The organism is Marinilactibacillus psychrotolerans, assembly GCF_900101525.1.
Taxonomy (GTDB): domain Bacteria; phylum Bacillota; class Bacilli; order Lactobacillales; family Carnobacteriaceae_A; genus Marinilactibacillus; species Marinilactibacillus psychrotolerans.
Map to the genome: position 1 here is coordinate 1 of NZ_FMZD01000015.1, position 25129 is coordinate 25129.

The window sequence follows — 25129 nt, forward strand, 5'->3', positions numbered from 1 at the left end:
AATTGAGTAGAGAGATAAAGAGGTATTATGTATTAACTGAAATCGCAAAACAAATTGAGTAGAGAGCTTAAAGGGCTTTATGTATTAACTGAGGTTGCAAAATGAATTGAGTAGAAAGATAAAGGGCTTTAAGTATCAACTCAGATCGGAAGATAAATTGGGTAGAGAGGCAAAAAGTCATAACGTATCAATTCAAACCGAGAAGAGTCTGGGTGAATAGAAAATACCTATCATCGACTACTCTAATAGATAAGATAATTGAATGAATAGAAAAATCACTTTTAAATCAGTAGTGAAAATCATAGATTTGACTTTTTGGTATATACCAATTATAATGAGCATGAATAACATCAAAGGAGGAATTATTTTGACTAAGGTTTTGATAAATGCGCATGTTTATACGGGAAAAGACTCAATAGAAAAGGGATATATTCGTTTTGATAAAGAGATAATCAGTGTGGGTGAAATGGAAGTATTCGAAGCACAGCCGGATGAAGAAGTCATGGACTTGAACGGTAAAAAAGTCATTCCGGGATTTATTGATGTGCATAGTCATGGTGGATATGGCATTGATAATATGGATGGGACATCAGAAGAAATCAACGAAATGATTAAAAAAATGTTAAGTGAAGGTGTTACAAGTTATTTTCCTACCACGATGACACAATCGGATGAAAATATTGAAAGATCACTGAGAAACCTTAGTAAGGCAGCTGAAGAGAATCCTGTTATACAAGGCATTCATATTGAAGGACCTTTTATTTCAGTTGAACATAAAGGAGCTCAACCAGAGAAATATATAGTGGTTGCTGATAAAGATAAAATTGAAAAATGGAATAATCTAAGTGGTGGTCGAATTCGCCTCGTTACTTATGCACCTGAAACAGGAGACGTATCTGAATTTGAAGAGTATTGCAAAGAAAATAATATCATCATGTCTGTTGGGCATTCAGATGCTAAATATAATGATTTGAAGGAATCTGCTGCTACGCATGTCACTCACTTGTTCAATGCACAAAGGGGATTACATCATAGAGAAATTGGTGTGACCGGATTTGGTTTGTTGGAAAAAGCCGTTATGGTTGAGATGATTGTGGATGGTTTTCATATAGTTCCGGAGATGGTTAAACTAGCTTATAAAGCTAAGGGAGCAGATGGGATTGAATTAATTACAGATTCTATGCGGGCAAAAGGATTTCCAGAAGGAAAAAGTGAATTAGGTGGACAGGAAGTTATTGTAAAAGATAAGCAAGCAAGATTAGAAGATGGAACTCTTGCAGGTAGCGTATTGACTTATATAGATGCCTTTAAAAATGTCATTGAGTATACAGGTTGCAGCATTGAAGAAGCAGTGAAAATGAGTTCAGTTAATCAAGCGAAGGAATTTGGATTAGAAAAGAAAGGTTTATTATTGCCTAACTACGATGCAGATATGTTGATTTTGGAAGACGATTTGACGTTGCTTGAAACGATATTAGGAGGAAAAATACACAATGTTAGATAAAACAATTAAAAATCATTCAAAAATGAATGTAATTATTACAAAAGATAAAGTTGAAGCGGGAAAAAAGGCATTTGAATTAGTTGAAAAAGCAATACACAATGATGCATCAGTCTTGGGACTTGCCACTGGAAGCACTCCTGAAACTCTCTACAAAGAAATGAGAGCAAGCAATACAGATTATTCAAGCCTGATTTCTATTAATTTAGATGAATATAAAGGTCTTCCGGCGGATCATCCACAAAGTTACCATACTTTTATGCAAGAAAATTTGTTTAATGCTAAGCCATTCAAAAAAAGTTTTATTCCTGATGGATTAGGGGATGAAGAAGACGAAGTAAAAAGGTACAATAAGACTATAGAAGAATACCCTATTGATTTGCAGATTCTTGGTATTGGGACTAATGCTCATATCGGTTTCAATGAACCTGGTACATCTTTTCTACAAGAAACCCATGTAGAAAAGCTTACTGAAGCAACGATTAATGCAAATAAAAGATATTTTAAATCCGAAGAAGATGTACCAAAATATGCTTTTTCCATGGGAATTAAATCTATTTTATCTGCAAAAAAAATACTGCTAATGGCTTTTGGTGAGAACAAAGCAGAGGCTGTGTACAACATGTTAAATGGACCTATTACTGAACAGGTACCAGCCAGTATTTTACAGACACATAATGATGTGACGGTCATAATCGATGAGGCAGCTGCAAGTAAACTTTAAGGTATTCTAACATCTCTTTGTCATGCAGAGTTTAATTTGATGTCGATTTATCAGTATGACATTAGATGAAGTTTGACATATGGAGTTAGAAAGGAAGAATTGTATGCCCAAAAAGATGCCTGTTTATATTCAAATGCATAACCAGATGAGAGAGTGGATTAACACTGGTGAATGGAAAGAAGGAACTAAGATTCCTTCCGAAAGAGATTTAGCTATACAGTTTGATGTGAGTCGTATGACTGCCAGACAAGCAGTAAATACCTTAGTGGATGAAGGGTTACTTGAAAGAAGAAGAGGTTCAGGTACATTTGTAGCACTAGAAAAAGTTCGTGAAAAAATGAGTGGCGTACCAAGTTTTACGGAAACTGTTGAGCGGCAAGGGAAAAACCCTACAAGCCAATTAGTTGCTTTTCATACTAAGCCGGCCAGTATCAGTGAAGCCGAGAAATTGATGATCGAACATAATGAAGAAGTTTTGATTATGGAAAGAATCCGTGCTGCTGATGGCGTACCTATTTGTTATGAAGTTGCAACGATTCCTTATAAATATGTAAAAGATTTGAGCAAGAAGCAAATCACACAACATTTATTCAAAACCTTGGAATTAGAAAAAGGAATGCGGGTAGATCATGCAGAACAGACAATATCGGCTACTTGGGCATCAGAATCCATTGCGGAAATGCTAGGAATCAAGCGTGGTTCTTCCGTTCTTAGATTACGACAAGTGAGCTATAGTCAAGATGGGACACCATTTGAGTATGTCCGCTCTCAGTATGTGGGAGATCGATATGAATTTTTCCTGGAAGCGACCAAAAAATAATAGATAAAAACGAATGAGTTAAACCTGGAGAAAATTTATTCTTCAGGTTTTTAATTTTTCAAAATAAAATCCAGACGTTAAAAAAAATGTGCCAGAAATATAACAATATATTATTTATTAAGACAATTGATTAGGAATTCGTTAAAATGGAATTGTTACATAGAAAACGATTAGTCAAATAAATTATTACAAATTTTATTATTTAATTAAAAGGAGAGTGAGAAATTTTGCGGAAAAAATTAAGACTAACAAAAATAAATTATTTAGTCATTTTTTTTCTGATATTGATCTCCTTAAGCACGGTATATTGGTTTGTCGTAAAGCACCAAGAAGCCGTATCTCAAGAACTTACCGAAGAATATATGGAATTGACAACTAGAGATTCAGAAACGATTTTAGATAGAGCAAAGTTTATTACGAATCGTGATGGAAAAGTCGATATAGCTGTATTGGGAAGCAGTGTAACTAGAGGAAAAGGAGCTACGAATAAGCAGCCTGTTTGGGGTGAAAGACTAGAACAGCGTTTGAACCGTGATGAAGAAATTAAGGCTAAGGTATGGAATAGAGGGTACAACGGGTATAGCACAACTGATTTATTGACTCAAAAAAAAGTAATCGAAACGATTGATTCAAAGCCAGATATAATCATTTTTGAGCTTTGTCTTATCAATAATAATCGCTTCCCTCAAAACGATGTTTCATTAACAAAAGAAGAGTTGATTGGAATTATGAATCAGTTTCAGGAAGCTTTGCCTAATACGCTAGTCATTCTTACAACAGCAAATCCGACTATTTATAATGAAATATATTTAGATAAAGGAACGCTTACTTATGATCAGTATAATGACGAAGTGAGTACTTTTGTTCAAAATCAAGGATGGAATTTTATTGATATATATTCATTGATGTCCGAAGAAATCGCGAATTCTAATCATACGTTAGAATACTACCTGGATGATGCAGTACATCCTAATGGAGAGGGATATAGACTATGGTATAAGCAGCTGGATGAAAGATTGAACAAACCATTATCATCTTTAAAATAGTAGATTAATCAAAAAAGTCTTATTGAGCTACTTACCACTCAATAAGACTTTTTTTAATAGAATTCGTAAATTGAAATTATTCTGTTTCTGAGTCTTGCTCATCTTCTAGCGGATTAGAAAATGAATCGTCTGGTTCAGAGGGGATTTGCTCTAATTCTTCATCAATCCCGACTTCACCATCATTTATGTTATCACTATCAGGATCTAGCTCTAAGTGATTACGCAATGTACTTTGAATGTCTTCAATAGATTCATCAAATGGAAGCCAGACATAAAGGTCTAGATCGTAAGATGGAAAATAGACATAATCTGCTTCACCTTGTATTTCAAGAGACTCAATATCATTTGCAGCTTCGGAATAATTATTGGCAATAGTCCAGATTTGCTGACCAGAAAGATTCGTTTGCAAATTCTCTCTTACTGCATCCATTATTGGAGCAAAGTTAATAAAAGAGTCTAATGACATTAGTTCTTCTGCTAATGTTTGGATGACTTCACGCTGTCTCTCTTGTCGTCCCCAGTCTCCTCGAGGATCTTGCTTTCTCATTCTAGCATATCCTAAAGCATGCTCTCCATCAACAGATTGTAGTCCTTCTTCAATTTCTATAGCATTTGAATTTTCTTCGCTATCTTGTACAGTAAAATCTAAAGGAGAGTCGACAGTAATTCCACCTACTGCATCAACAAGATCAACTAACCCTTCAAAATTCAGAGTCGCGTAGTAAGAAATGGGTATGTCCAAATATTCTTCAACAAAATCAATGGTTCCAGAGATGCCATAGATCGTATAGAGCGCATTAATTTTTTCTGAACGATCTGAGTCAGGTAAAGTAATCATTGTATCTCGAGGAATAGAAACGAGTTTCACAGAATTATCGTTAGGGTTGATAGTTGCGACAATTAATGTATCTGAACGTCTAGTTCCATCTGCATCATCTAGTCCAAGTAATAAAACAGAAAAAGGATTCAGCTCTTCTAGTAGAGCATCTTGTTCAGAAGTATCTTGTAGTTCCTCGGGTGTGTTCTCAGATACATCACTTAAAACGCGCATGATTTCACTACCATAATAACCTACTCCGGTTCCGAAAATGAAAAAAACTAAAATCATAATTGAAAATAAAGTTCGTTTGATCCATTTGTTTCTTCTTTGTCTTTTAACATGTTTTTGTGAACGCATGTCAGCCTCGATTCTTTAATTAACTTAATGTGTTGTTTTTAAATTTAAATATAATATTTCTCTATTTTATAGTTTAATTCAGATGATTTCATAATGCAATTGTGTTTTTGATTCTCTCAATGCTATAATGAAAGAAAGTTAACCAGAAATGGGATAGTTAAAATGTATGATATGTACTTAGTTCTTCTTGTCTGTATTGCGACTGTAATACTCAGCATGATTTTGACGGCTGTTTACAAGAGAGTTGCAACGAAATTTAACTGGGTGGATGTACCCGAAGCAAGACGAGTCCACAATAAAATAATGCCTACAATGGGTGGTATTGCAATTTTTATTTCATATTATTTTGCGTTATTTTTATTGTTGCCCATACCAATTTCACTGATACTGCCGATCTTTTGCGGTTCTTTGATTGTTTTGATAACAGGATTTATAGATGATTTGAAAAATTTAACACCCCTGTTAAAGGTATTGGGTATCTTGTTAGGTGCGTTAGTCGTTTATTACTTTGGGGGGATTTCCCTTGAAACAATGACGTTGCCATTAATTGGAACACTGCAATTTGGTTCCTGGAGTTTACCTTTTACTTTGATTTGGATCCTTGGATTTACCAATGCAGTGAACCTGATTGATGGTCTAGATGGCCTTGCAAGTGGAGTCTCCATTATTGCTTTAACAACTATGGGAATTATTGGCTTCTTTTTTCTAACGATACAAGAAGTGTCTATATCTATTATGATTTTTGTACTTGTAGCGGCAATTGCTGGGTTTCTACCTTATAATTTTCATCCGGCCAGCCTTTTTCTTGGAGATACTGGGGCGTTATTTATAGGATTTATGATTGGAATATTTTCTCTACAAGGATTGAAAAATGCGACTCTAATTTCTCTTGTTTTACCTGTGGTAATTTTAGGAATTCCCGTTACGGATACATTATTTGCAATGATTCGAAGAAAAATGAATCGTCAATCCATTTCAGTTGCTGATAAGAACCATATTCATCACCGATTGATGTCTTTAGGTTTATCTCATCGACAGACAGTCTTAGCAATTTATAGTGTTTCAGCAATTTTCTCGGTGATTGCTTTGTTGTATAATTTCTCGACTTTCTGGGGATCAATTTTACTCACTATTTCAGTATTTATAGGAGTCGAATTATTTGTAGAAATTATTGGGTTAGTGGGAGCGGATAGAAGACCATTGCTGAAATCCCTACGAGAATTTGGGAATAGAATAAATAAAAAGAAACCCGATGACAGGTAATCACCTCATCGGGTTTCTTTTGTCTGCGCTTAGTTAGAAATCATTCTTTTAATCGGCTGCTTCAAGATCAGGACTTTTAGTATCTTGATCAGAAGAGTCACTAGATGTAGTTTCTTCAGGATTATCGTCATCCGTATAAGCTGAATCATCAGATAGACTCGGATCAAGAGAATTTTGTAATGCTAGTTGTATATTTGCAAAACTGGTTGGATCAATTTTAACCAGGTCCATGCCTCTTTCAGTAAAACTTGACCATTCAAAAACGTGTGACTTCATTTCAAACTTAGAATTTAATCCTGTTTTAGCGAGTGCAGTCATATCACCGATACGCATGTTAGTACGCATATTAGCTCCAACAGTTTCTACGATATCCGTGTACTGGGGAATGGAACCGACACTAAGAGCTTTTTTCATGATTGCTTGTATAACTAACTGCTGACGGTGGCCACGTTCTACATCGTTGTCAATTTTTCTAGTTCTAGCGAGTGCAAGAGCTTCTTCGCCATTTAATATCTGTAAACCTTCTTCTAAATGGATCGTTCCTAATTTTCCGGAAGAATCCTGTTCAGAGAATGTGATAGGGACATCCATTTCAATCCCGCCTAATGCATCTATAATTTCTAAAAAAGCATCGAAATTAAAAGTAGCATAATAGTGGATAGGCACATCCAGCCATGATTCCACTGTTTCAATCATTGTGCTTTCTTCTCCCAATGCATAAGCAGAATTAATACGGTCATATTTAACAATTTGATTGTCTTGCATGATCGGTACATAAGTATCTCGAGGAATAGAGACCATATTCATTTTACGCGTAATTGGATTTACAGTAGCATAGATGATGGAATCTGCACGAGTCGAACCTAAAGAACGAGAATCATCCTGGTCATTATCGACTCCTAGAATTAGAAAAGATACAGGTTCTGTTATGGGGTCGACATCTGCGATTGGAGTGGTTCGCTTTACTTCATGATAAGAAGCTTCAATTGCATTTTCAGTTGTGGCAAGTAGTTTTGCGAAATAAGCCATACCCACAAGAACAATGATGAAAAACGGGATAAGTATCGCTAAGATAATTCTTTGCTTTTTCTTTTTACTGGAACGCCGTATATTAGAACGGCTGCTATTATTTTTAGACAAAATTAGTACTCCTTTATAGGAAGAAAATTTATTAAATAACGAAATATTCTACTCTACATTATTATCTTTCCTGATGATAGTGTCAAGCTTAGTTAGAAAATTTTACGATACAGTATGATTTATGTACAGAAGCAGACACAAAGTTATCATAATTGTAAAAAAGATCGGGTGAATTATTGTTATTCACTAATTTCTGATTCAATCCAAGCCTGAGCCCCCATGGTACAAGTGCCTTGACCGCTAGTCCATTCAATTACTTCATTAATAAATTGATCAATATGTTCTATACGAATTAGACATTCGAAACTTACTGATTCAGTATAATGAATATCTTGTAAAATATAGGTAGATATTCGGAGCTGATTTTCAAGCTTTCCACTCATAGGATAAGAAACCATTACAGTAATGTACTGATGTAATTGTCTTTCCACTATTCCAATAGAGGACAAAGCGTCATTGACAGAACCGCCGTATGCGCGAATTAATCCTCCGCCCCCTAATTTTACTCCACCAAAATATCTTGTAACAACCGCAGTCACGTTGTTTAATTTTCTTTTCTTAAGCATTTCTAACATCGGAACACCAGCAGTCCCGCTTGGTTCACCATCATCATGAGCACGCTGGAATTCTTGTCTTTCTCCTAATATATACGCTGAACAGTTATGGTTAGCTTTTGAATGTTCTTTTTTTATAGATTCAATAAATTTTATGGCTTCTTCTTCTGTTTCTGTTCTACTCAAATGACAGATAAATCGGGATTTTTTAATTTCAATTTCATGCGAACCGTTTTCTTTTATGGTTCGAAAATTCTGCATGTTTAAATCAACCTTTCTCTTTTTTATCCAATTAGTGTATAATGAATTTGATGTGTTTACAAGGCGATTTTTCTACTAGAAGTATAGGTATATCTGCTGAGGAAATTGCTTTATTTAGAAACATATAATTGACTAGAGAATTATAGAGACGGGGTGAAAGGATGAGTATTGCCGTTGTTACAGATAGTACAGCGTATTTATCTCATGAACAATATGATTTATATAATATCTATTCAGTGCCTTTATCTTGTATAGTTCAAAATGAAGTATACAAAGAAGAGATAGATATTACTTCAGAAGAGTTCTTTTTAAAAGTACGAGAAATGGAGAAACTGCCTACCAGTTCACAACCTACTGTTGGAGATTTTACTGCACTTTATGAAGAATTAGGAAAACAATATGATGCCATTATTAGTATACATTTATCGAGTGGAATTTCTGGAACTTATCAAAATGCAGTAAGTGTATCTCAAGCGGTTGAGCATGTTGCGATTTATCCTTATGATTCTGAACTAGCTGCTGCAGGACAAGCCTTTCAAGTGATAGAAGCTGCTAAATTAGCACAAAAAGGTGCAACAGTTGAAGAGATTCTAAAAAAATTAGATCAGGTTAAAGAAGCAACAGAACTATATTTTGTGGTAGATGATTTGACAAACCTTGTGAAAGGTGGCAGGTTATCAAGAGCTGCAGGAAGTGTAGCGACCTTATTAAGTATCAAACCAGTTCTAACATTTGTCGATGGATTGATCGTGCCTTTTGATAAAATACGTACAAAGAAAAAAGCTTTAAGAAAAATTGAAACTTTATTAGAAAAATCTGTGCGTTCTTCCGAATATCCAATCCAAGCCACTGTGGTACATGCTTTTAGTGAGCAAGAGGGCTTAGAGTTCAAAGAAAAGATGGAAGCTGAGTTTCCAACTGTAGAGTTTAATCTCAGCTTTTTAGGTCCTGTTATTGGTGTGCATACGGGTGAAGGAGCAATCGGAATGACATGGACTATCAAGACAAATGATGAGTAAAGATAAGCCAAGATTAAATAACATAATCACTTTTAGTTGAACTAGCGTATTTATACGCTAGTTTTTTTGTTTCTCTGAATAAAAAAAGTTAGTTTATTAAAATATAAACCAGTATATAAGTAGAAGATTTTATATACAGGAGGTCGCTGAAAAATGAAGATGTATGATGAATCTATTTTATTTGGTAGAGAGGTTATGAGACAAGAAATAAATGAAAGTGATTTAATTAATAATACACAATTAAAAATAGAAATAACTTCAGGATTTGTTAAGCGAAAAGAAAAGGAGTATTGTCGAAGATGTAATGCTTCTGTGTACCCTATACCGCATAACGAGTGTTACTGTAAACAGCCTTGTACTTACTGTACGAACTGTATACAAATGGGTAAAGTCAGAAGATGTAGTAAGTTTTATCATCTTCCAGAACCGAATCTTTTTAAAAAGTCTGCTGAACCTATTCTACAGTGGAAAGGCACATTGTCTCAACAACAAGAAGAAGCATCTAAGGAGATTGTTCAATCAATTGAACAAAATGAAACACGACTACTATGGGCTGTTGCTGGAGCTGGGAAAACAGAAATGCTTTTTTCCGGTATAGAAACTGCTATTAGACAAAATAAGCGAATTTGTCTTGCTTCTCCAAGGGTAGATGTTTGCTTAGAACTGGCCCCACGAATCAGAAAAGCATTCCCCACAGTCACAACGAATGTTTTATATGGAGAGATGGAAACAGCGTATACTTATACACAATTAGTAATTGCTACGACGCATCAATTATATCGATTCAAAGAGGCCTTTGATCTACTAATAATTGATGAAATAGATGCATTTCCATATAAAGTAGAGGATTCTTTACAATTTGCTGCAGAAAAATCTCGGAAGAAAGAGTCTGCACTTATTTATCTCACTGCAACGCCAGACAGAAATTATCAGAAAAAAATTAGACAAAATAAAATCTCGGCAAGTATTTTGCCAGCCAGATATCATGGACATCCTTTACCAATACCTGTAAAAGTCAAAGAAAGTGAATGGAAAAGACGTTTATTAAATAATACATATAAAACAAAAATATATAAGAAAATAAAGGAATTATTAAGATTAGAAAAAAGATTTTTATTATTCGTTCCCAATATTAAATGGATGAACCAGTTTGAACTTGTTTTAAGAAAATGTATTCCAGGTGCAAGGTTTGAAGCCGTTCATTCAGAAGACACGGAAAGGAAAAAAAAGGTTCAGAAGATGCGAGATGAAAAGCTTGAATTTCTAATAACCACCACAATACTAGAAAGAGGTGTTACTTTTAAAAATATTGATGTACTCGTTATTGGGGCTGATGATCCAATTTATACAGAATCGGCATTAGTACAGATTGCGGGTCGCGTAGGACGTTCCCCAGATTATCCTACGGGAGAAGTGATTTATTATCATGATGGACTGACTCGAGATATAAAAAGAGCAATCAAACAAATACAAAGAATGAATAGGATCGCAAAAAGCAAAGGATTAATAAAAAATGAATAAATGTATATGGTGTAATAAAGAAATAATTGCAAACTGTTCAGTCTCTCAGTTACTGACATTTAAGAAATTAGATCCACAAATAATTTGCGAAGACTGTGAATTGAAATTCGATCCAATTGAAATGACTAAATGCTGTCCGAATTGTCACCGAAAGCAAATGGACCAATTGATCTGTCAAGATTGTCTGAAATGGCAAAAAAAATATCCGAGCTATTTTCTTAAACATGATGCACTTTATTCGTATAATGAGTTTGGGAAAAAATGGATGGAGCGTTTTAAGTTTACTGGAGATGTACGTGTGGCAAAAATGGTAGCTGAGAAATTATCGAAAGCAATTAAAAGGCATAAAGAGGTTGATATAATTATTCCTATTCCAATTTCAAATAAAAGTTTCGAGAACAGAGGATTTAATCAGACGGAAATCTTATTAAACATAGCAGAGGTACCATTTGTAACTATCTTAGAAAATAGGAGTATAGAAAAAAATCAAGTAACTAAGAATCGTCGAGAACGCTTAACCATAGTACAGCCGTTTTTTATAAAAAGTGAATTGAAAGATTCTGTTAGAGGTAAGAATGTTATGATTATCGATGATGTTTACACTACCGGCAGAACGATACTTTATGCGGTAGAATGTGTTTTAAGTGGTGGAGCGCGAAAAGTAGAGACTTTATCTTTATTTAGATAAGATAATTAAATTAAATACAATAGATACATTGAGAAAGTAACCGCTATCATGTATAATGAAACTAAGTTAACAAACAAAAGTAAAGTGTTTGTTAAAGAATTATTTTAAGATGTGTGCTAAAATGACTCAAAGTAAAATAGATTTGGAAGGGTGAAGCAATATGCTAAGATACAATGTTCGCGGAGAAAACATAGAAGTGACCCAAGCAATTAGGGAATATGTTGAGAAAAAAGTAGGTAAAATCGAAAAATACTTTAAAGATGTGCCTGAAGCTAGTGCGCATGTTAACCTTAAAACCTACTCTGATAAAACTGCGAAAGTAGAAGTTACAGTACCACTTCCTTATATCGTCTTACGTGCGGAAGAAACTTCTCCAGATTTATATGGAAGTGTTGATCTGGTAGTAAGCAAACTTGAAAGACAAATGAGAAAATATAAAACTAAAATCAATCGCAAAAACCGTAGATCACAAGGTGTTGATGTGCCACAACCAACAAATCCTGACTTATGGGCAGATCTTGATATTGATGATGAAGATACAGCGAATGAAGAAGAAATTGGAGCAGCTATTGTACGTACAAAACGTCTAAGTTTGAAACCAATGGATGCTGAAGAAGCAATTCTACAAATGGATATGCTGGGACATAATTTCTTTATCTTTGAAGACGCTGACACTAACGGATCAAGTATCGTGTATAAACGTAAAGATGGGAAATATGGATTGATTGAAACAGATTAAGGAATATTAATGAAGAAACAATCAGTAAAAAGGTGAGCAAACTATGCTCACCTTTTTTATGTCTTGAATATACACTTTAAGTGCAACACTTAATCCTTAAAAAAGACCCATAGCTAAATTCCAGTTAAAATAGGGTTGTCCAGAACACTATTTGAAAGGAAGATAGCTATGAGCCACTATAACCATCTTACAATATTTGAAAGAGAAAAACTATTTTTAATGTTCAACCAAGGTCATTCTATTCGCACTATTGCCGCTGCCGTCGACCGAAGTCCGTCAACGATCTCTAGAGAACTGAAACGTAATTTTAAGAATGGGACTTATTCTCCTATCCTTGCTCAGATCTTATATTCTTACAGAAAGCAAAACTGTGGGCGAAAGTTGATTTTGTCTAATCCCAAGGTGTGGAAAATCGTTCGAAGGCTATTCGTAGAAGAGCAATGGTCACCTGAAGAGATTTCCTATCGATTGAAAGACGAACAGGTAGATATCCATATAAGTTACACGACAATTTATCGCGGAATCTACAGTGGAGTCTTTGAAACAGAACCACTCAGTAAAAGAAACCGCGGGCTGGTTCGTTCTCTCAGACACCGTGGAAAAACTAGACATACGAAACATCATATTGAGAGAAGAGGTAAAATACAGATCTCTAATACGATTCATGAGCGTCCAGCTACTGCTAATGATCGTTCTGAAATTGGTCATTGGGAGGCAGACACAGTGGCTGGTAAGACGGGTGGTGCTTGTTTAGTTACGCTTACCGACCGTAGATCAAGATACTTGATGAGTGGAAAAATCGAGAAAAAACGATCTGAACTAGTCAGAGATAAGATGATTCATTTATTCTCTTCTATTGAGTCTAATCAAGTAAAATCAATTACTCCAGATCGCGGTAAGGAGTTCTCAAGACATTGGGAAATCACTAAAGCTCTTAATAACGTCCCATTCTACTTTCCTGACCCACACGCTCCATGGCAACGAGGGACGAACGAAAACACTAACGGCCTATTAAGAGAGTATTTACCGAAAACAAAAGAGATGGATACGGTCACTGATCAGGTTGTAGATCAATATGTTCGCAAACTCAACTTACGCCCAAGGAAGTGTTTAAACTGGAAAACACCCTATGAAGTATTTTTTGGTGTAGCGTTGCACTTAATTTGACAATTCAAGGTTTAAAATAGATTTTATGGTGGTCATATAGAATTGAGGATACAGGTCTCAACAGGTAATTATTATATTTTTTGTAAATAGCTTTACAGCACGATAACCGGGCTTTTTTTTGAGAAACAATAATGGTATGATAGTATAGTATGAAAATCGGTTAGTTTAACTTTTGATATATAATAATAATGAAGAGATTACACAATTAAAGAGGAGATTTGTATAAATGGCTCACTTACTTAAAAATTTATTTGATAACGATAAGAAAGAATTACGTCGTTATGGAAAAATTGCCGACCGTATTGAAAGCATGGAAGAAGAAATGGCTGCTTTATCTGATGAAGAGTTGAAAGCTCGCACACAAGAATTCAAGTCACGTTACCACAATGGAGAAACTTTGGATGATCTATTACCTGAAGCTTTTGCTACTATTCGTGAAGCGGCTAAACGTGTATTAGGGTTGTTTCCTTTCCGTGTACAGTTGATGGGGGGGATGTCACTCCATGAAGGTAATATCGCTGAAATGAAAACAGGTGAAGGTAAGACATTAACCGCTACTATGCCGGTTTATTTAAATGCCATTTCTGGTGAAGGGGTGCACGTTGTAACAGTTAATGATTATCTGGCTACTCGTGATGCTGAAGAAATGGGAGAATTATATCGTTGGATGGGATTGACAGTCGGATTGAATCTGAATGGAAAAAATTCCAGCGAGAAACGTGAAGCATACATTTGTGATATAACTTATTCTACTAATAATGAACTAGGGTTCGATTATTTAAGAGACAATATGGTTGTATACAAAGAACAAATGGTACAAAGACCGTTAAACTTTGCAATTCTTGATGAGGTAGACTCGATTTTAGTTGATGAGGCGAGAACGCCGTTGATTATTTCTGGACAAGCGAATCGTTCGACTTCTTTCTACACTCGTTGTGACTTCTTTGTTAAAGGGTTGAAAGAAGAAGAAGACTATACTATAGACCTGCAGTCAAAATCCATTTCGTTAACAGAAGAAGGAATCGAAAAAGCTGAAAAAACTTTCCGAGTAAACAATTTATATGATTTGGAAAATCAAACTTTAATCCACCATTTAGATCAGTCTCTAAGAGCTAACTATATTATGCTATTAGATATTGATTACGTGGTTGATAATGAAGAAGTCAAGATCGTTGATCAGTTTACTGGTCGTATTATGGATGGACGTCGTTATTCTGATGGATTGCATCAGGCTATTGAAGCTAAAGAAAGCGTTGAGATTCAGAAAGAATCTAAAACAATGGCAACCATTACCTTCCAGAACTACTTCCGTATGTATAAGAAACTGTCTGGGATGACTGGTACAGCTAAAACAGAAGAAGAAGAATTCCGTGAAATTTATAATATGAATGTTATTGCAATTCCAACAAACCGAGAATTGATTCGTGACGATCGTGATGATTTGTTGTATCCAACTTTAGAAAGTAAATTTAATGCTGTTGCTCAAGATATTAAAGAGCGTCATGAAAAAGGTCAGCCTATTCTAGTTGGTACAGTAGCTGTTGAAACTTCTGAAAGAATCAGTCGCTTATTAAAAAAAGAAGGCGTTCCACACGAAGTTTTAAATGCGAAAAACCATTTCAGAGAAGCGGAAATTGTTGTGAACGCTGGCCAGCCGGGAGCCGTTACGATCGCTACCAATATGGCTGGACGTGGGACAGATATTAAATTAGGTCCTGGGGTTAAAGAATTAGGCGGACTGGCTGTAATTGGTACTGAAAGACACGAATCAAGACGTATTGATAATCAGTTGCGTGGGCGTTCTGGTCGTCAGGGAGATCCTGGAGTTTCCCAATTTTATTTATCTCTAGAAGATGATTTAATGAAACGATTTGGATCTGAACGTATTCGTATGGTATTAGAACAATTGAAAATTTCAGAAGATGATGCGGTTATCCAAAGTCGCATGATTAGTCGTCAAGTGGAATCAGCACAAAAACGTGTTGAAGGAAACAACTACGATACTCGTAGAAATGTTCTGAAATACGATGATGTTATGCGTGAACAGCGTGAAGTTATCTACAACCAAAGACAAGAAGTTATTCTTGAAGAAGAGTCGTTAAACTATGTAACAGTTCCAATGATTCGCAGAACCATTGAACGTTATGTTCAATTAAATACGCAACAAGAAGATAGAAGTAAATGGAATCTTTCTCATATTGTTGAATTTGCTCATACAGTTCTAGTACATCCTGAGCAGTTATCAGAAGATGATCTTAAAGATAAATCAGCTGCAGAAATTGAAGAAATTCTAGTTGACTTAGCTCGAGAAAATTATGAAGAGAAAACCAATCAGTTGAATGGAAAAGAACAAGTGTTAGAATTCGAGAAAGTAGTTGTTTTGCGAGTGGTAGACCGTAAATGGACTGATCATATTGATCAAATGGATCAATTACGTCAGGGGATTGGCTTACGTTCTTATGGTCAATTTAATCCTTTAACAGAATATCAGCAAGAAGGATTTACTTTATTTGAAGATATGATCGGTGAAATTGAATATGAAGTAACACGTCTATTGATGAAATCACAGATCCGTCAAAACTTGCAGCGTGAACAAGCTACACCGAATAGTAGCAAGAAAAAGGCAAAACGCGGACAAGCAAAGAAACCAACCTTTTCACATGACGAAGAAACACATACAAGATTAGGATAGATTGCGCGATAACTCATAATCAATAAAGTTGTACCCTCTTACAAAAATGAAGTATTGTTAAAATAAGAAAGCTAGACTGATTAAATATCAATCTGTCTGTAGTAATTACCTAATTCTATAAAAGAAAGTAGCTTTAGAAACTGGTAAAAATACGCTTATTAATACAAATACTAATTGTAAGAGGGGATTTTTCTACCCGAATTTTAGGAGGAACACATAATGGAGATAAGTGAAATAAGGAATGCGTTACAGGCAGCGAGTCAAAAAGTATCAGATTTCAGGGGGTCTCTTTGACTTAGAGGCTATGGAAGTAGATATTGCAGAGTATGATGAACAAATGTCTGATCCGTCCTTTTGGAATGATCAACAAAAAGCACAAAAAATTATTGATGAAGCAAACAGTATAAAAAGTACCTACCAGTCTTTTCAATCTTTAGCAGATCAAGTTGAAGAATATGAAATAATGATGGGAATGTTAGAAGAAGAGCAAGATGCAGATATCCGAGCTGAATTAGAAGAAGGCGTACAAACACTGCAAAGTGATGTCGAAGCTTTTGAACTAGAAATGTTATTAAGTGAACCATATGATAATAATAACGCCATTTTGGAAATTCATCCTGGAGCTGGAGGAACGGAGTCTCAAGACTGGGGAGAAATGCTTTATCGAATGTATACCAGATGGTTTGATAAAAAAGGATTTTCATATGAAGTGCTTGATTACCAGAATGGAGAAGAAGCAGGAATCAAAAGTGTAACATTACTGGTAAAAGGGCAGCATGCGTACGGTTTGCTAAAAGCTGAAAAGGGTGTTCATAGACTAGTTAGAATATCACCATTCGATTCAAGTGGGCGTAGGCATACCTCGTTTGTATCTATAGATATCGCGCCTGAAATTAATGAAGATATCGATATTGAAATTAATCCAGATGATATCAGAGTAGATACGTATCGTGCTAGCGGAGCTGGCGGGCAACATATCAATAAAACAGAATCTGCTGTAAGAATTACTCACAAAGAAACGGGACTAGTAGCGGCGAGTCAAGCAGGAAGATCTCAGCTAGCGAACAAAGAACAAGCGATGAATATGTTAAAAGCGAAATTATACCAAAAAGAATTAGATGAAAAAGCGCAACAAATGGCTGCGATAAAAGGTGAACAAAAAGAAATCGGATGGGGCTCTCAAATTAGATCATATGTATTCCATCCCTATTCTATGGTGAAAGATCATAGAACAAATGTTGAAAGTGGAAATACAGATGCTGTTATGGATGGCGAAATTGATCAGTTTATTGAAGCGTACTTGCGTTCTCTAATACAATAAATGAATAAGGTGAAGACTGTTTGAGGATAGAAAGGCTATCCAAAGCAGTCTTTTTTACGTAAAAATTGAAAGTTCATAAGAAGTGTCAAAATTCGGACATATTTTTAATTTCAAATTATTACTCTTTTGTAACATAACAGAAATATATATAATCCCATAAAAAATCGAAATTAAAGGCCGTAGTGGGTTGTGTTTTGATTATAAAAAGAATATTTATGTAAAAAGTGGGGGAATACAGGGTGGATCTAAAGAAAACCAAGTTTAGACCGTTCAGAATTATACAATCATGACTTTTTGAAATGTTTTTGTAATTGGATTAAAACAGACATCCGTAAATCCAATGATATACTAGAAAAGGCTTAAGACAAAGAAATAACTACTATGATTTATTGAGCAGAATGGCCTACCAGAATTGATAAGAATAAATATAAATAGATAGGTGATTATATAATGATTGAAATGTCTAATGTTTATAAGAAATATTCAAATGGCATTACAGCAATAAACGGTTTAGATGTTCGAATAGAGCAGGGAGAATTCGTTTATGTCGTTGGACCGAGTGGAGCAGGAAAATCTACATTCATAAAAATGATATATAGAGAAGAATTGCCCACTAAAGGAACTGTTAAAGTAGGAGAATTCGAGCTTGAAAACTTGAAACCTAAAAAAATTCCTTATTTAAGAAGACATGTCGGAGTAGTATTTCAAGATTTTAAATTACTTCCAAGACTGACAGTATATGAAAATGTTGCCTATGCAATGCAAGTTTTAGAAAAGAATCCAAAACAGATTCAAAAACGGGTTCTTGAGGTTTTAGATCTGGTTGGCTTGAAACATAAAGTAAGAATGTTTCCGAATGAACTTTCAGGAGGGGAACAGCAACGTATTGCAATCGCTCGAGCAATTGCGAATATGCCTCGAGTATTAATTGCCGATGAGCCAACAGGTAACCTAGACCCGGAAACAGCTTGGGGGATTATGGAGTTGCTTGAACAAATCAATAATCAAGGGACAACAATTATAATGGCTACACATAATAGTGAAATTGTAAATCGTGTCAGACATAGAGTCTTGGCAGTTGAAAATGGACGTATTGCCCGTGATCAAGAAGGAGGGGAATACGGATATGAAATTTAGAACAATCAAAAGACATATAGTTGAATCACTAAGAAGTATAGTACGTAATGGATGGATGACGTTAGCGGCAGTTAGTGCTGTTGCAGTAACGCTATTACTGGTTGGTAGCTTTATAGCCTTATTAATGAATGTAAATAAGCTGGCCTCTGATATAGAAAATAACGTACTCGTCCGTGTCCATATAGATTTAGCTGCTGAAGAAGCTGATCAGGAATCACTGAAATCATCGCTTGAAGGATTAGACAATGTAGAAAGTGTTGAATTTGTTAGTCGAGATACTGAACTGCAGAATGTTATTGGTAGCTACGGAGAAACTTTCGGACTTTTCGATGGAGATAATAACCCGTTATATGATGTCTTTGAAGTGAATACTAATTCACCAGAATCTACTGCGGAGGTAGCAAAAGCAGCAGAAGGATTAGATTATGTAGCAGAGGTGAATTATGGCGGATCCGATGCTGAACGACTCTTTGAGGTAATGAGTACCGTTAGAAATGTTGGAACGATCATTATTGTTGCCCTCATCTTCACGGCAGTATTCTTAATATCCAATACGATTAGGATTACAATTTTCTCCAGAAGAACTGAGATTGAAATTATGAAACTTGTAGGCGCAACAAATTGGTTTATCAGATGGCCTTTCCTAATTGAAGGGGCCATGATTGGTTTGGTTGGTGCACTGATTCCAGTTTCAATCATCTCGTATGTTTATCTAACAGGATATAGTTCAATGACTAACTATTTAGCAAGTTCTACCTATTCTTTACTTGAACCCAATCCTTTCTTGTTCTTACTAATTGCCTTATTGCTTGGTATTGGTATTGTGATTGGCAGTTTAGGGTCAGCTTTATCAATAAGGAAATTTTTGAAAATATAAATATTTTGAATAATGGTGGAGCGAGAAATACGCTTTAATCGCTCCACTTGCATACATAGTGAAAAATAATTTAATGGAGAAAGAGGTAACCGACGTGAATAAAAAATTAATCTTGAAATTAGCATTAACAACTACAATAGGATTTACTTATTTAGCAGCACCTTTAACAGTTTTTGCAGCACCTGGAAGTGAGTCAGAATATAACCAGAAGTTAGAGGATCTTTCGACTGATCAAAGTGATGCTGAAAAAGAATTAGAAGCAGTTGCTTCAAAAATAGAAGATAAAGAAAATGATATGAATAAGCTAGTTGAAGAAATGACTGCAACTACTGAAGCTTTAACAAAATTACAAGATGAAATCAAAGTCTTAAATGAAAAGATTGAAGAACGCGAATCTCGTCTTGAAGAGCAAGCTCGAGCAGTTCAAGTTACAGGAGATTCTAGTTCATTAGTTGAATTTGTATTGGATTCTGATTCTTTAGGAGATGTTATTGGCCGGTTAGATGTTGTCAGCAAACTAGTCACTGCTAATCAAAATTTAATTCAAGAACAGATTGATGATAAAGAGTTAGTCGTCGAAAAAGAAAAAGAAACGCTAGCTAAACAAGAAGAACAAACGCTTCGAGCAGCTAAACTTGAAAGTCAAAAAACAGAATTAGAAGAAGAGCAAGCAAATCAAGAGCGTTTAGTGGCATCTATTTCAGCCCAACGTGCTAAAGTTTCAGAAGAAAAAGACGCATTTTTGGCTGAACAAAAAGCTGCTGAAGAACGTATGGAAGAAATTCAAACAGCTAGAACTGTTGCAGAAGAAACAAGCACAATTTCAGTGTCAGATGAGTCAAATGGAAGTAATAAAACAGAAAATAATAGTACAACCGTATCTACTTCTTCAAGTAAAGCTGATGTTGCTAAGAAAAATATCCCAGCAGCAACAAATGGTGGTTCAATCACGAGCGTTGCACAAAGTTTGATTGGTGTTCCTTATTTATGGACAGGCGGTACACCAGCAGGATTTGACTGCTCAGGATTCGTACAATATGTATTTCGTAAAGCTGGCCGCAGCATTACAAGAACAGCGGCTGGACAATATAGTGCAACTACAAGAATTACACAATCACAAGCAAAACCAGGAGACTTAATCTTCTTCAACCAATCTGGATCAATTGACCACGTCGGAATTTATCTAGGTGGCGGAAGCTTTATTGGATCTCAATCATCAACTGGTGTTGCAATAGCTTCATTTACCTCAGGCTACTGGTCTAATCATGTAGTTGGATTTGGACGTCCGTAAATTGTATGTCTATCCTTTTTAAATAAATAAAAAAATTAAATGAACAAGTTTAATAAAATAGGTTAGTTTAGATCTGGTTTCTTTCTAGATTTAGACTAACCTATTTGTTTCTATAGGAAGGTTTTAATGAGAGGTACTAGGTAAAAAAGCGGAAATATAGAACTATGTAAATATAGATACTAAGTAATGTATTATTTTTTTGAACGATTTACTGTTTATACTCAATATACTATAAAGTCTCAAGTAGAATTCAAATAAATGAAATAAACCATTATCAAACCTATGCATTACTTTTCATTAAGATGTGTTAAAATAATAAAGAAAGATAAGAAGAAAGGTGTAGAGAAATGAATATTTTACAAAACTTATTATTATCCATTGGACTTTTTTTTATACAGCCGTTATTCATCGTAGGTATTATACTCGTTTTATTATCCAAAAGTAGAAGGGTCAGTTATGATCGCAAACAGTTAAGAGCTACGATTTATAAAGATAACTTTGAAATTAAAAGATTTTTACTTTGGGGACTATTACCTGGATTGTTGTTATCCATTTTAAACATATTTATAGGTATCCCGCTTACTTTAGACTGGATAATTTTATATCAAATCGTTACTTTATTACTCTTAGGATTTGGTTATCGATTTATTCATCCAATCTTCACTTTTTCTATTACAAGTCTGGTTCTGCTGATCCTGACTTATTTTGATTTGAATTTTAGTCAATTATTTACACTACCTGCTAGTTGGTTTAGTCCTTTAGAAGAAGGTTCTTCAGTAGCATTTGAATTAACTCAAGTCAGTTTAGTTATCGCGCTTTTATTATTATTAAGTACTATACTAGTTTTACATGTTGGGGATATGGCAAAATTTATTCCACGTTTCCTTTCAACAAAAAGGGGAAAACTGGTAGCGACTTATAGAATGACCCCTTTATGGCTTGTACCTTTATTATTTGTGATACCGGGAGAAGGCTTTCGACCATTTTTTGAATGGTGGCCAGTTTTTTCAATTGGAAATGAACAATATTCTTTCTTCATTTTACCTGTTTTGATTGGTCTTAGATATACAGTTCAAGCTCAAATGCCAAGTCAGGCAAAAGATAGACTTTTAAGAGATTTCATGGGTCTTTCTATCATTGCAACCATAGTTTTTGCTTTAACTTTCTGGATTAAAGAAATAGCGGCAATTGGATTGATGATCCTGATTATTGGTGGGATTGTTGTTTTGTATCGACATAGGAAACGAGAACAAAAGTGGAGCTTTAGATTTGGCCCTGCAGAACAAGGGTTGAGAATTATTGCGGTTCGACCAAATAGTCCAGCTGAAAAAATGGGATTAGACATCGGAGATGCTATTTTAGAATGTAATAATATAGTATTACACAATATTGAAGAATATAATGAATCATTGTTTTCTAATCGCGCTTACTGTCATTTAAAAGTGAAAAGAATAGATGGGGAAATAATTCTGACAGAAACCTCTATCTATGAAGACGATCCTCATGATTTAGGATTAATCACTCTAGAAGAAATTAAAGTAGTTTAAAATTTTAGATTATAAGTAAAAAATAGGATTAATAAATGAAAGGGTGGAAAATAAAATCATGAAAAAGGTTTTAATTGTCGAAGATGAGCAGTCAATTATTAAGTTATTATCCTATAATTTAGAAAAAGAAGGATATCAAGTTACTTCTTCTATGGATGGTGAAGAAGGATATGATATGGCACGAACGAATGCTTATGATTTAATTATTTTAGATTTGATGCTACCTTCAAAAGACGGTATTGATATTTGTAAAGGCCTAAGACAAGAAAAAGTTAATACACCAATTATTATGTTGACTGCAAAGGATTCTGAAATTGATAAGATTATCGGACTTGAAATAGGCGCTGATGATTATATGACTAAACCCTTTAGCCCTAGAGAAGTCCTAGCTCGTATGAAAGCAGTATTTAGAAGGTATGAGAGTAAAAGTGAAACTAAAATTGAATCAAAAGAAAATCCTGAAAAGTCAATTATTATTAAAAATGTGGAAATTTTTCCAGATCAGTATGAAGTACGCGTAAAAGGTGATCTAATAGAATGTACACCAAAAGAATTTGATTTACTACTATACATGGCTCGAAGACAAAATAGGATTTTAAGCAGAGAACAATTGCTGAATGCAATATGGGATTATGACTTTGCGGGTGAAACAAGAATTGTAGATGTTCATATTAGTCATTTGAGAGAAAAAATTGAAGAAGATACTAAAAATCCTCAATATATTAAAACGGCAAGAGGATTTGGATACAAATTAGAGGAGCCGAAATGAAGCAACTAAGAAGAAGGATTTTACTCTTTTTTCTGATATTATTTGGTGCTTTTTCAATTATATTCTATTATATTTCTTCAAATACTTTCATTCAACAAGCAATGGACCAGCAAGGCGAAGACTTACAGGCACAGTTATTAACACTTCAAAGTCAGGTAGATGGAAGAGTTGAAACTCAAGAGGATTTACCCGAACTCAACGAAAGTCTAGAAGAAACCTCTGCTCTCATTTCTGAAAGAATTACCTTGATCAATTTATCCGGCAAAGTGATTTTTGATTCTCATGTTGATCAAAGTAGTATTGAAAACCATTTTGATAGGCCTGAATTTCAAGAGGTGCTTGAAGGCGAAGAGATAGGGACTTATGATCGCGTGAGTAGTAGTACCGATGATTTCAGATATTATGCCGCTGTACCATTGCAGAACACATCAGGGGAACAAATAGGAATTCTGAGATTGTCAAAAAAAGTAGAGGAAATGATTGGAATTACAGATGAAATTGTTAGATATTTACTAGTATTCATAACAATTTCTCTTATCTTAACCATGCTGTTTACTTTTTATTGGACTAAGCGTATTGGGGACCCAATTGAAGAAATTAAATTTGTAGCTAATAAACTCTCTCAGCAAAAATATAAAGTTAGATATAAATCTACTTCATATCAAGAAATAGATGGACTTGGCCAGACGGTCAATGAATTAGCCGGTAGTCTTGAGTCACAAATGCAAGAAATCAAGCAAAATGACAAGAGGCTAAGGGAATTGATTAATCATCTTGTTATCGGGGTCATGTTAATCGATGAAAATAGACAGATTACAATGGTAAACCCAATTATGAATGAAATTTTAGAAGAAAACCTATATGGTAAAATAGGACATTCTTATTTAGAAGTATTCAAAAGTTTCGGATTAAATCAGTTAATAGAAGCAGCTTATGAAAAGCAAGAACTTCAAAATAGAGAAATAGCACTACTGATACAAGCTGAAAAAATAGTAGATGTCAATATTGTACCTATCCCTGGTCGTATGAAAAATACTACAAATTATATTGTATTGCTTTATGATATAACAGAAATTAGAAGATTAGAAAAAGTCAGAACTGATTTTGTAGCCAATGCATCTCATGAATTAAGAACGCCAATCACAGCCTTGAAGGGATTCAGTGAAACCCTTCTTGATGGAGCTTTAGAAGATAGAGAAGTGCTGATTGAATTTTTAGAAATCATGCTGAAGGAAAGCAGTCGTCTAGATTTAATGGTTCAAGATATTTTGCAGCTTTCGAAGTTGGAACAAAAACAAGTCAGATTAAATGTCGAAGCCATTGAAGCTAAAGTAATTGTTAAAGAAGTTTTCCAGATTTTGCAGCAAAAGGCAGAGTTGAAAAATATTGAATTATCTATTGAGTATGATGAACCAGTTTATCTTGAAGTTGATCATGATCAATTGAAACAGATTATCTTAAATCTTGTAGGGAATGCTGTATCGTATACACCTGAAAATGGGATTGTCAAAGTTGAACTAGGATACGACAATCAAGAAGCCGTTATAAAAGTTGTTGATAATGGAATAGGTATACCCCAAGAAGAACAATCAAGAGTTTTTGAAAGATTTTATAGAGTAGATAAGGCGAGAAGTCGAAATGCTGGCGGAACTGGTTTAGGATTGTCAATCGTGAAATATTTGGTTGAAAATTTAAATGGATTTATAGAGCTGAATAGTGAATTAGGAAAAGGCACTAGCTTTGAAATTCATCTTCCTATTAAGTTTGAAAATAAACAGCTAACACAAAAGTGAAGTTATTGACTCTAGTTATGCAGTTTCGCAGACTAGAGTCTTTTTTGATGCGGAACGGAATAATTGATTTCTTTATATAAAC

The 25129-nt window shown here is 34.7% G+C and carries 21 protein-coding genes; 18 read left to right on the plus strand and 3 right to left on the minus strand.

The genetic code is table 11. The features are described from left to right. Positions 1 to 367: 367 nt before the first annotated feature. From nagA to BLT22_RS08605, 4 genes are all read left to right on the plus strand, one after another. A complete protein-coding gene (gene nagA / locus BLT22_RS08590) occupies positions 368 to 1504 on the plus strand; it encodes an N-acetylglucosamine-6-phosphate deacetylase (RefSeq protein WP_091762505.1) in 1137 nt (378 codons plus the stop codon). A 22-nt stretch (positions 1505 to 1526) separates the two neighbouring features. Beyond that, a complete protein-coding gene (locus BLT22_RS08595; protein WP_091762570.1) occupies positions 1527 to 2225 on the plus strand; it encodes a glucosamine-6-phosphate deaminase in 699 nt (232 codons plus the stop codon). Positions 2226 to 2328: 103 nt separating this feature from the next. Continuing rightward, the gene (locus BLT22_RS08600; protein ID WP_091762507.1) at positions 2329 to 3045 is read left to right on the plus strand and encodes a GntR family transcriptional regulator; all 717 of its coding nucleotides are present in this window, start codon (positions 2329 to 2331) and stop codon (positions 3043 to 3045) included. Between the two features lie 227 nt (positions 3046 to 3272). Continuing rightward, entirely contained in the window at positions 3273 to 4091 is an 819-nt protein-coding gene (locus BLT22_RS08605) for an SGNH/GDSL hydrolase family protein (protein WP_091762509.1), read from the plus strand. 76 nt (positions 4092 to 4167) lie between these two features. Here the strand turns inward: BLT22_RS08605 and BLT22_RS08610 are convergent, their stop codons facing one another. Then, positions 4168 to 5268: an LCP family protein gene (locus tag BLT22_RS08610; RefSeq protein ID WP_091762511.1), complete on the minus strand. Its 1101-nt coding sequence runs from the start codon at positions 5266 to 5268 to the stop codon at positions 4168 to 4170. Between the two features lie 171 nt (positions 5269 to 5439). Between BLT22_RS08610 and BLT22_RS08615 the strand changes: the two genes are divergently transcribed. Further along, positions 5440 to 6531, plus strand: a complete 1092-nt coding sequence (locus tag BLT22_RS08615) for a glycosyltransferase family 4 protein (RefSeq protein WP_091762572.1) — start codon at positions 5440 to 5442, stop codon at positions 6529 to 6531. 48 nt (positions 6532 to 6579) lie between these two features. Here BLT22_RS08615 and BLT22_RS08620 read toward each other — a convergent pair whose 3' ends face one another. Continuing rightward, complete coding sequence (locus BLT22_RS08620) at positions 6580 to 7671, minus strand: LCP family protein (RefSeq protein WP_091762513.1); 1092 nt, start codon at positions 7669 to 7671, stop codon at positions 6580 to 6582. Between the two features lie 179 nt (positions 7672 to 7850). Beyond that, complete coding sequence (locus BLT22_RS08625) at positions 7851 to 8486, minus strand: YigZ family protein (protein ID WP_087060398.1); 636 nt, start codon at positions 8484 to 8486, stop codon at positions 7851 to 7853. 161 nt (positions 8487 to 8647) lie between these two features. Between BLT22_RS08625 and BLT22_RS08630 the strand changes: the two genes are divergently transcribed. The 13 genes from BLT22_RS08630 to pnpS all read left to right on the plus strand — a co-directional run bounded on the left by BLT22_RS08630 (position 8648) and on the right by pnpS (position 25047). Beyond that, the gene (locus BLT22_RS08630; RefSeq protein ID WP_091762515.1) at positions 8648 to 9505 is read left to right on the plus strand and encodes a DegV family protein; all 858 of its coding nucleotides are present in this window, start codon (positions 8648 to 8650) and stop codon (positions 9503 to 9505) included. Between the two features lie 153 nt (positions 9506 to 9658). Next, positions 9659 to 11026 carry an ATP-dependent helicase ComFA gene (locus BLT22_RS08635; RefSeq protein ID WP_236048904.1) on the plus strand — a complete coding sequence of 456 codons (1368 nt, stop codon included), beginning with the start codon at positions 9659 to 9661 and terminating at the stop codon, positions 11024 to 11026. After that, entirely contained in the window at positions 11019 to 11714 is a 696-nt protein-coding gene (locus tag BLT22_RS08640) for a ComF family protein (protein WP_091762517.1), read from the plus strand. Before BLT22_RS08635 ends, BLT22_RS08640 begins: the two co-directional genes overlap by 8 nt. A 160-nt stretch (positions 11715 to 11874) precedes the next feature. Then, a complete protein-coding gene (hpf, locus tag BLT22_RS08645; protein WP_087058940.1) occupies positions 11875 to 12453 on the plus strand; it encodes a ribosome hibernation-promoting factor, HPF/YfiA family in 579 nt (192 codons plus the stop codon). A 168-nt stretch (positions 12454 to 12621) separates the two neighbouring features. After that, positions 12622 to 13620: an IS30 family transposase gene (locus BLT22_RS08650; RefSeq protein WP_091762519.1), complete on the plus strand. Its 999-nt coding sequence runs from the start codon at positions 12622 to 12624 to the stop codon at positions 13618 to 13620. Between the two features lie 226 nt (positions 13621 to 13846). After that, a complete protein-coding gene (gene secA, locus BLT22_RS08655; protein ID WP_091762521.1) occupies positions 13847 to 16312 on the plus strand; it encodes a preprotein translocase subunit SecA in 2466 nt (821 codons plus the stop codon). 219 nt (positions 16313 to 16531) lie between these two features. Continuing rightward, positions 16532 to 17633, plus strand: a protein-coding gene (gene prfB, locus BLT22_RS08660; RefSeq protein WP_176935414.1) for a peptide chain release factor 2 whose coding sequence is annotated in 2 segments (ribosomal slippage) — positions 16532 to 16594 and positions 16596 to 17633 — 1101 coding nt in all. Because the reading frame shifts where the segments join, the coding sequence is not laid out codon by codon here. A gap of 450 nt (positions 17634 to 18083) precedes the next feature. After that, positions 18084 to 18770: a cell division ATP-binding protein FtsE gene (gene ftsE / locus BLT22_RS08665; protein ID WP_087058932.1), complete on the plus strand. Its 687-nt coding sequence runs from the start codon at positions 18084 to 18086 to the stop codon at positions 18768 to 18770. Beyond that, the gene (ftsX, locus tag BLT22_RS08670; RefSeq protein WP_091762525.1) at positions 18760 to 19647 is read left to right on the plus strand and encodes a permease-like cell division protein FtsX; all 888 of its coding nucleotides are present in this window, start codon (positions 18760 to 18762) and stop codon (positions 19645 to 19647) included. Before ftsE ends, ftsX begins: the two co-directional genes overlap by 11 nt. A 94-nt stretch (positions 19648 to 19741) precedes the next feature. Further along, the gene (locus tag BLT22_RS08675; protein ID WP_171034381.1) at positions 19742 to 20938 is read left to right on the plus strand and encodes a C40 family peptidase; all 1197 of its coding nucleotides are present in this window, start codon (positions 19742 to 19744) and stop codon (positions 20936 to 20938) included. Positions 20939 to 21285: 347 nt separating this feature from the next. Continuing rightward, positions 21286 to 22485 carry a PDZ domain-containing protein gene (locus BLT22_RS08680; RefSeq protein WP_087058924.1) on the plus strand — a complete coding sequence of 400 codons (1200 nt, stop codon included), beginning with the start codon at positions 21286 to 21288 and terminating at the stop codon, positions 22483 to 22485. A 58-nt stretch (positions 22486 to 22543) separates the two neighbouring features. After that, entirely contained in the window at positions 22544 to 23254 is a 711-nt protein-coding gene (locus BLT22_RS08685; protein WP_087058921.1) for a response regulator transcription factor, read from the plus strand. Beyond that, positions 23251 to 25047 carry a two-component system histidine kinase PnpS gene (pnpS, locus tag BLT22_RS08690; RefSeq protein WP_091762526.1) on the plus strand — a complete coding sequence of 599 codons (1797 nt, stop codon included), beginning with the start codon at positions 23251 to 23253 and terminating at the stop codon, positions 25045 to 25047. Before BLT22_RS08685 ends, pnpS begins: the two co-directional genes overlap by 4 nt. Positions 25048 to 25129 lie beyond the last annotated feature (82 nt).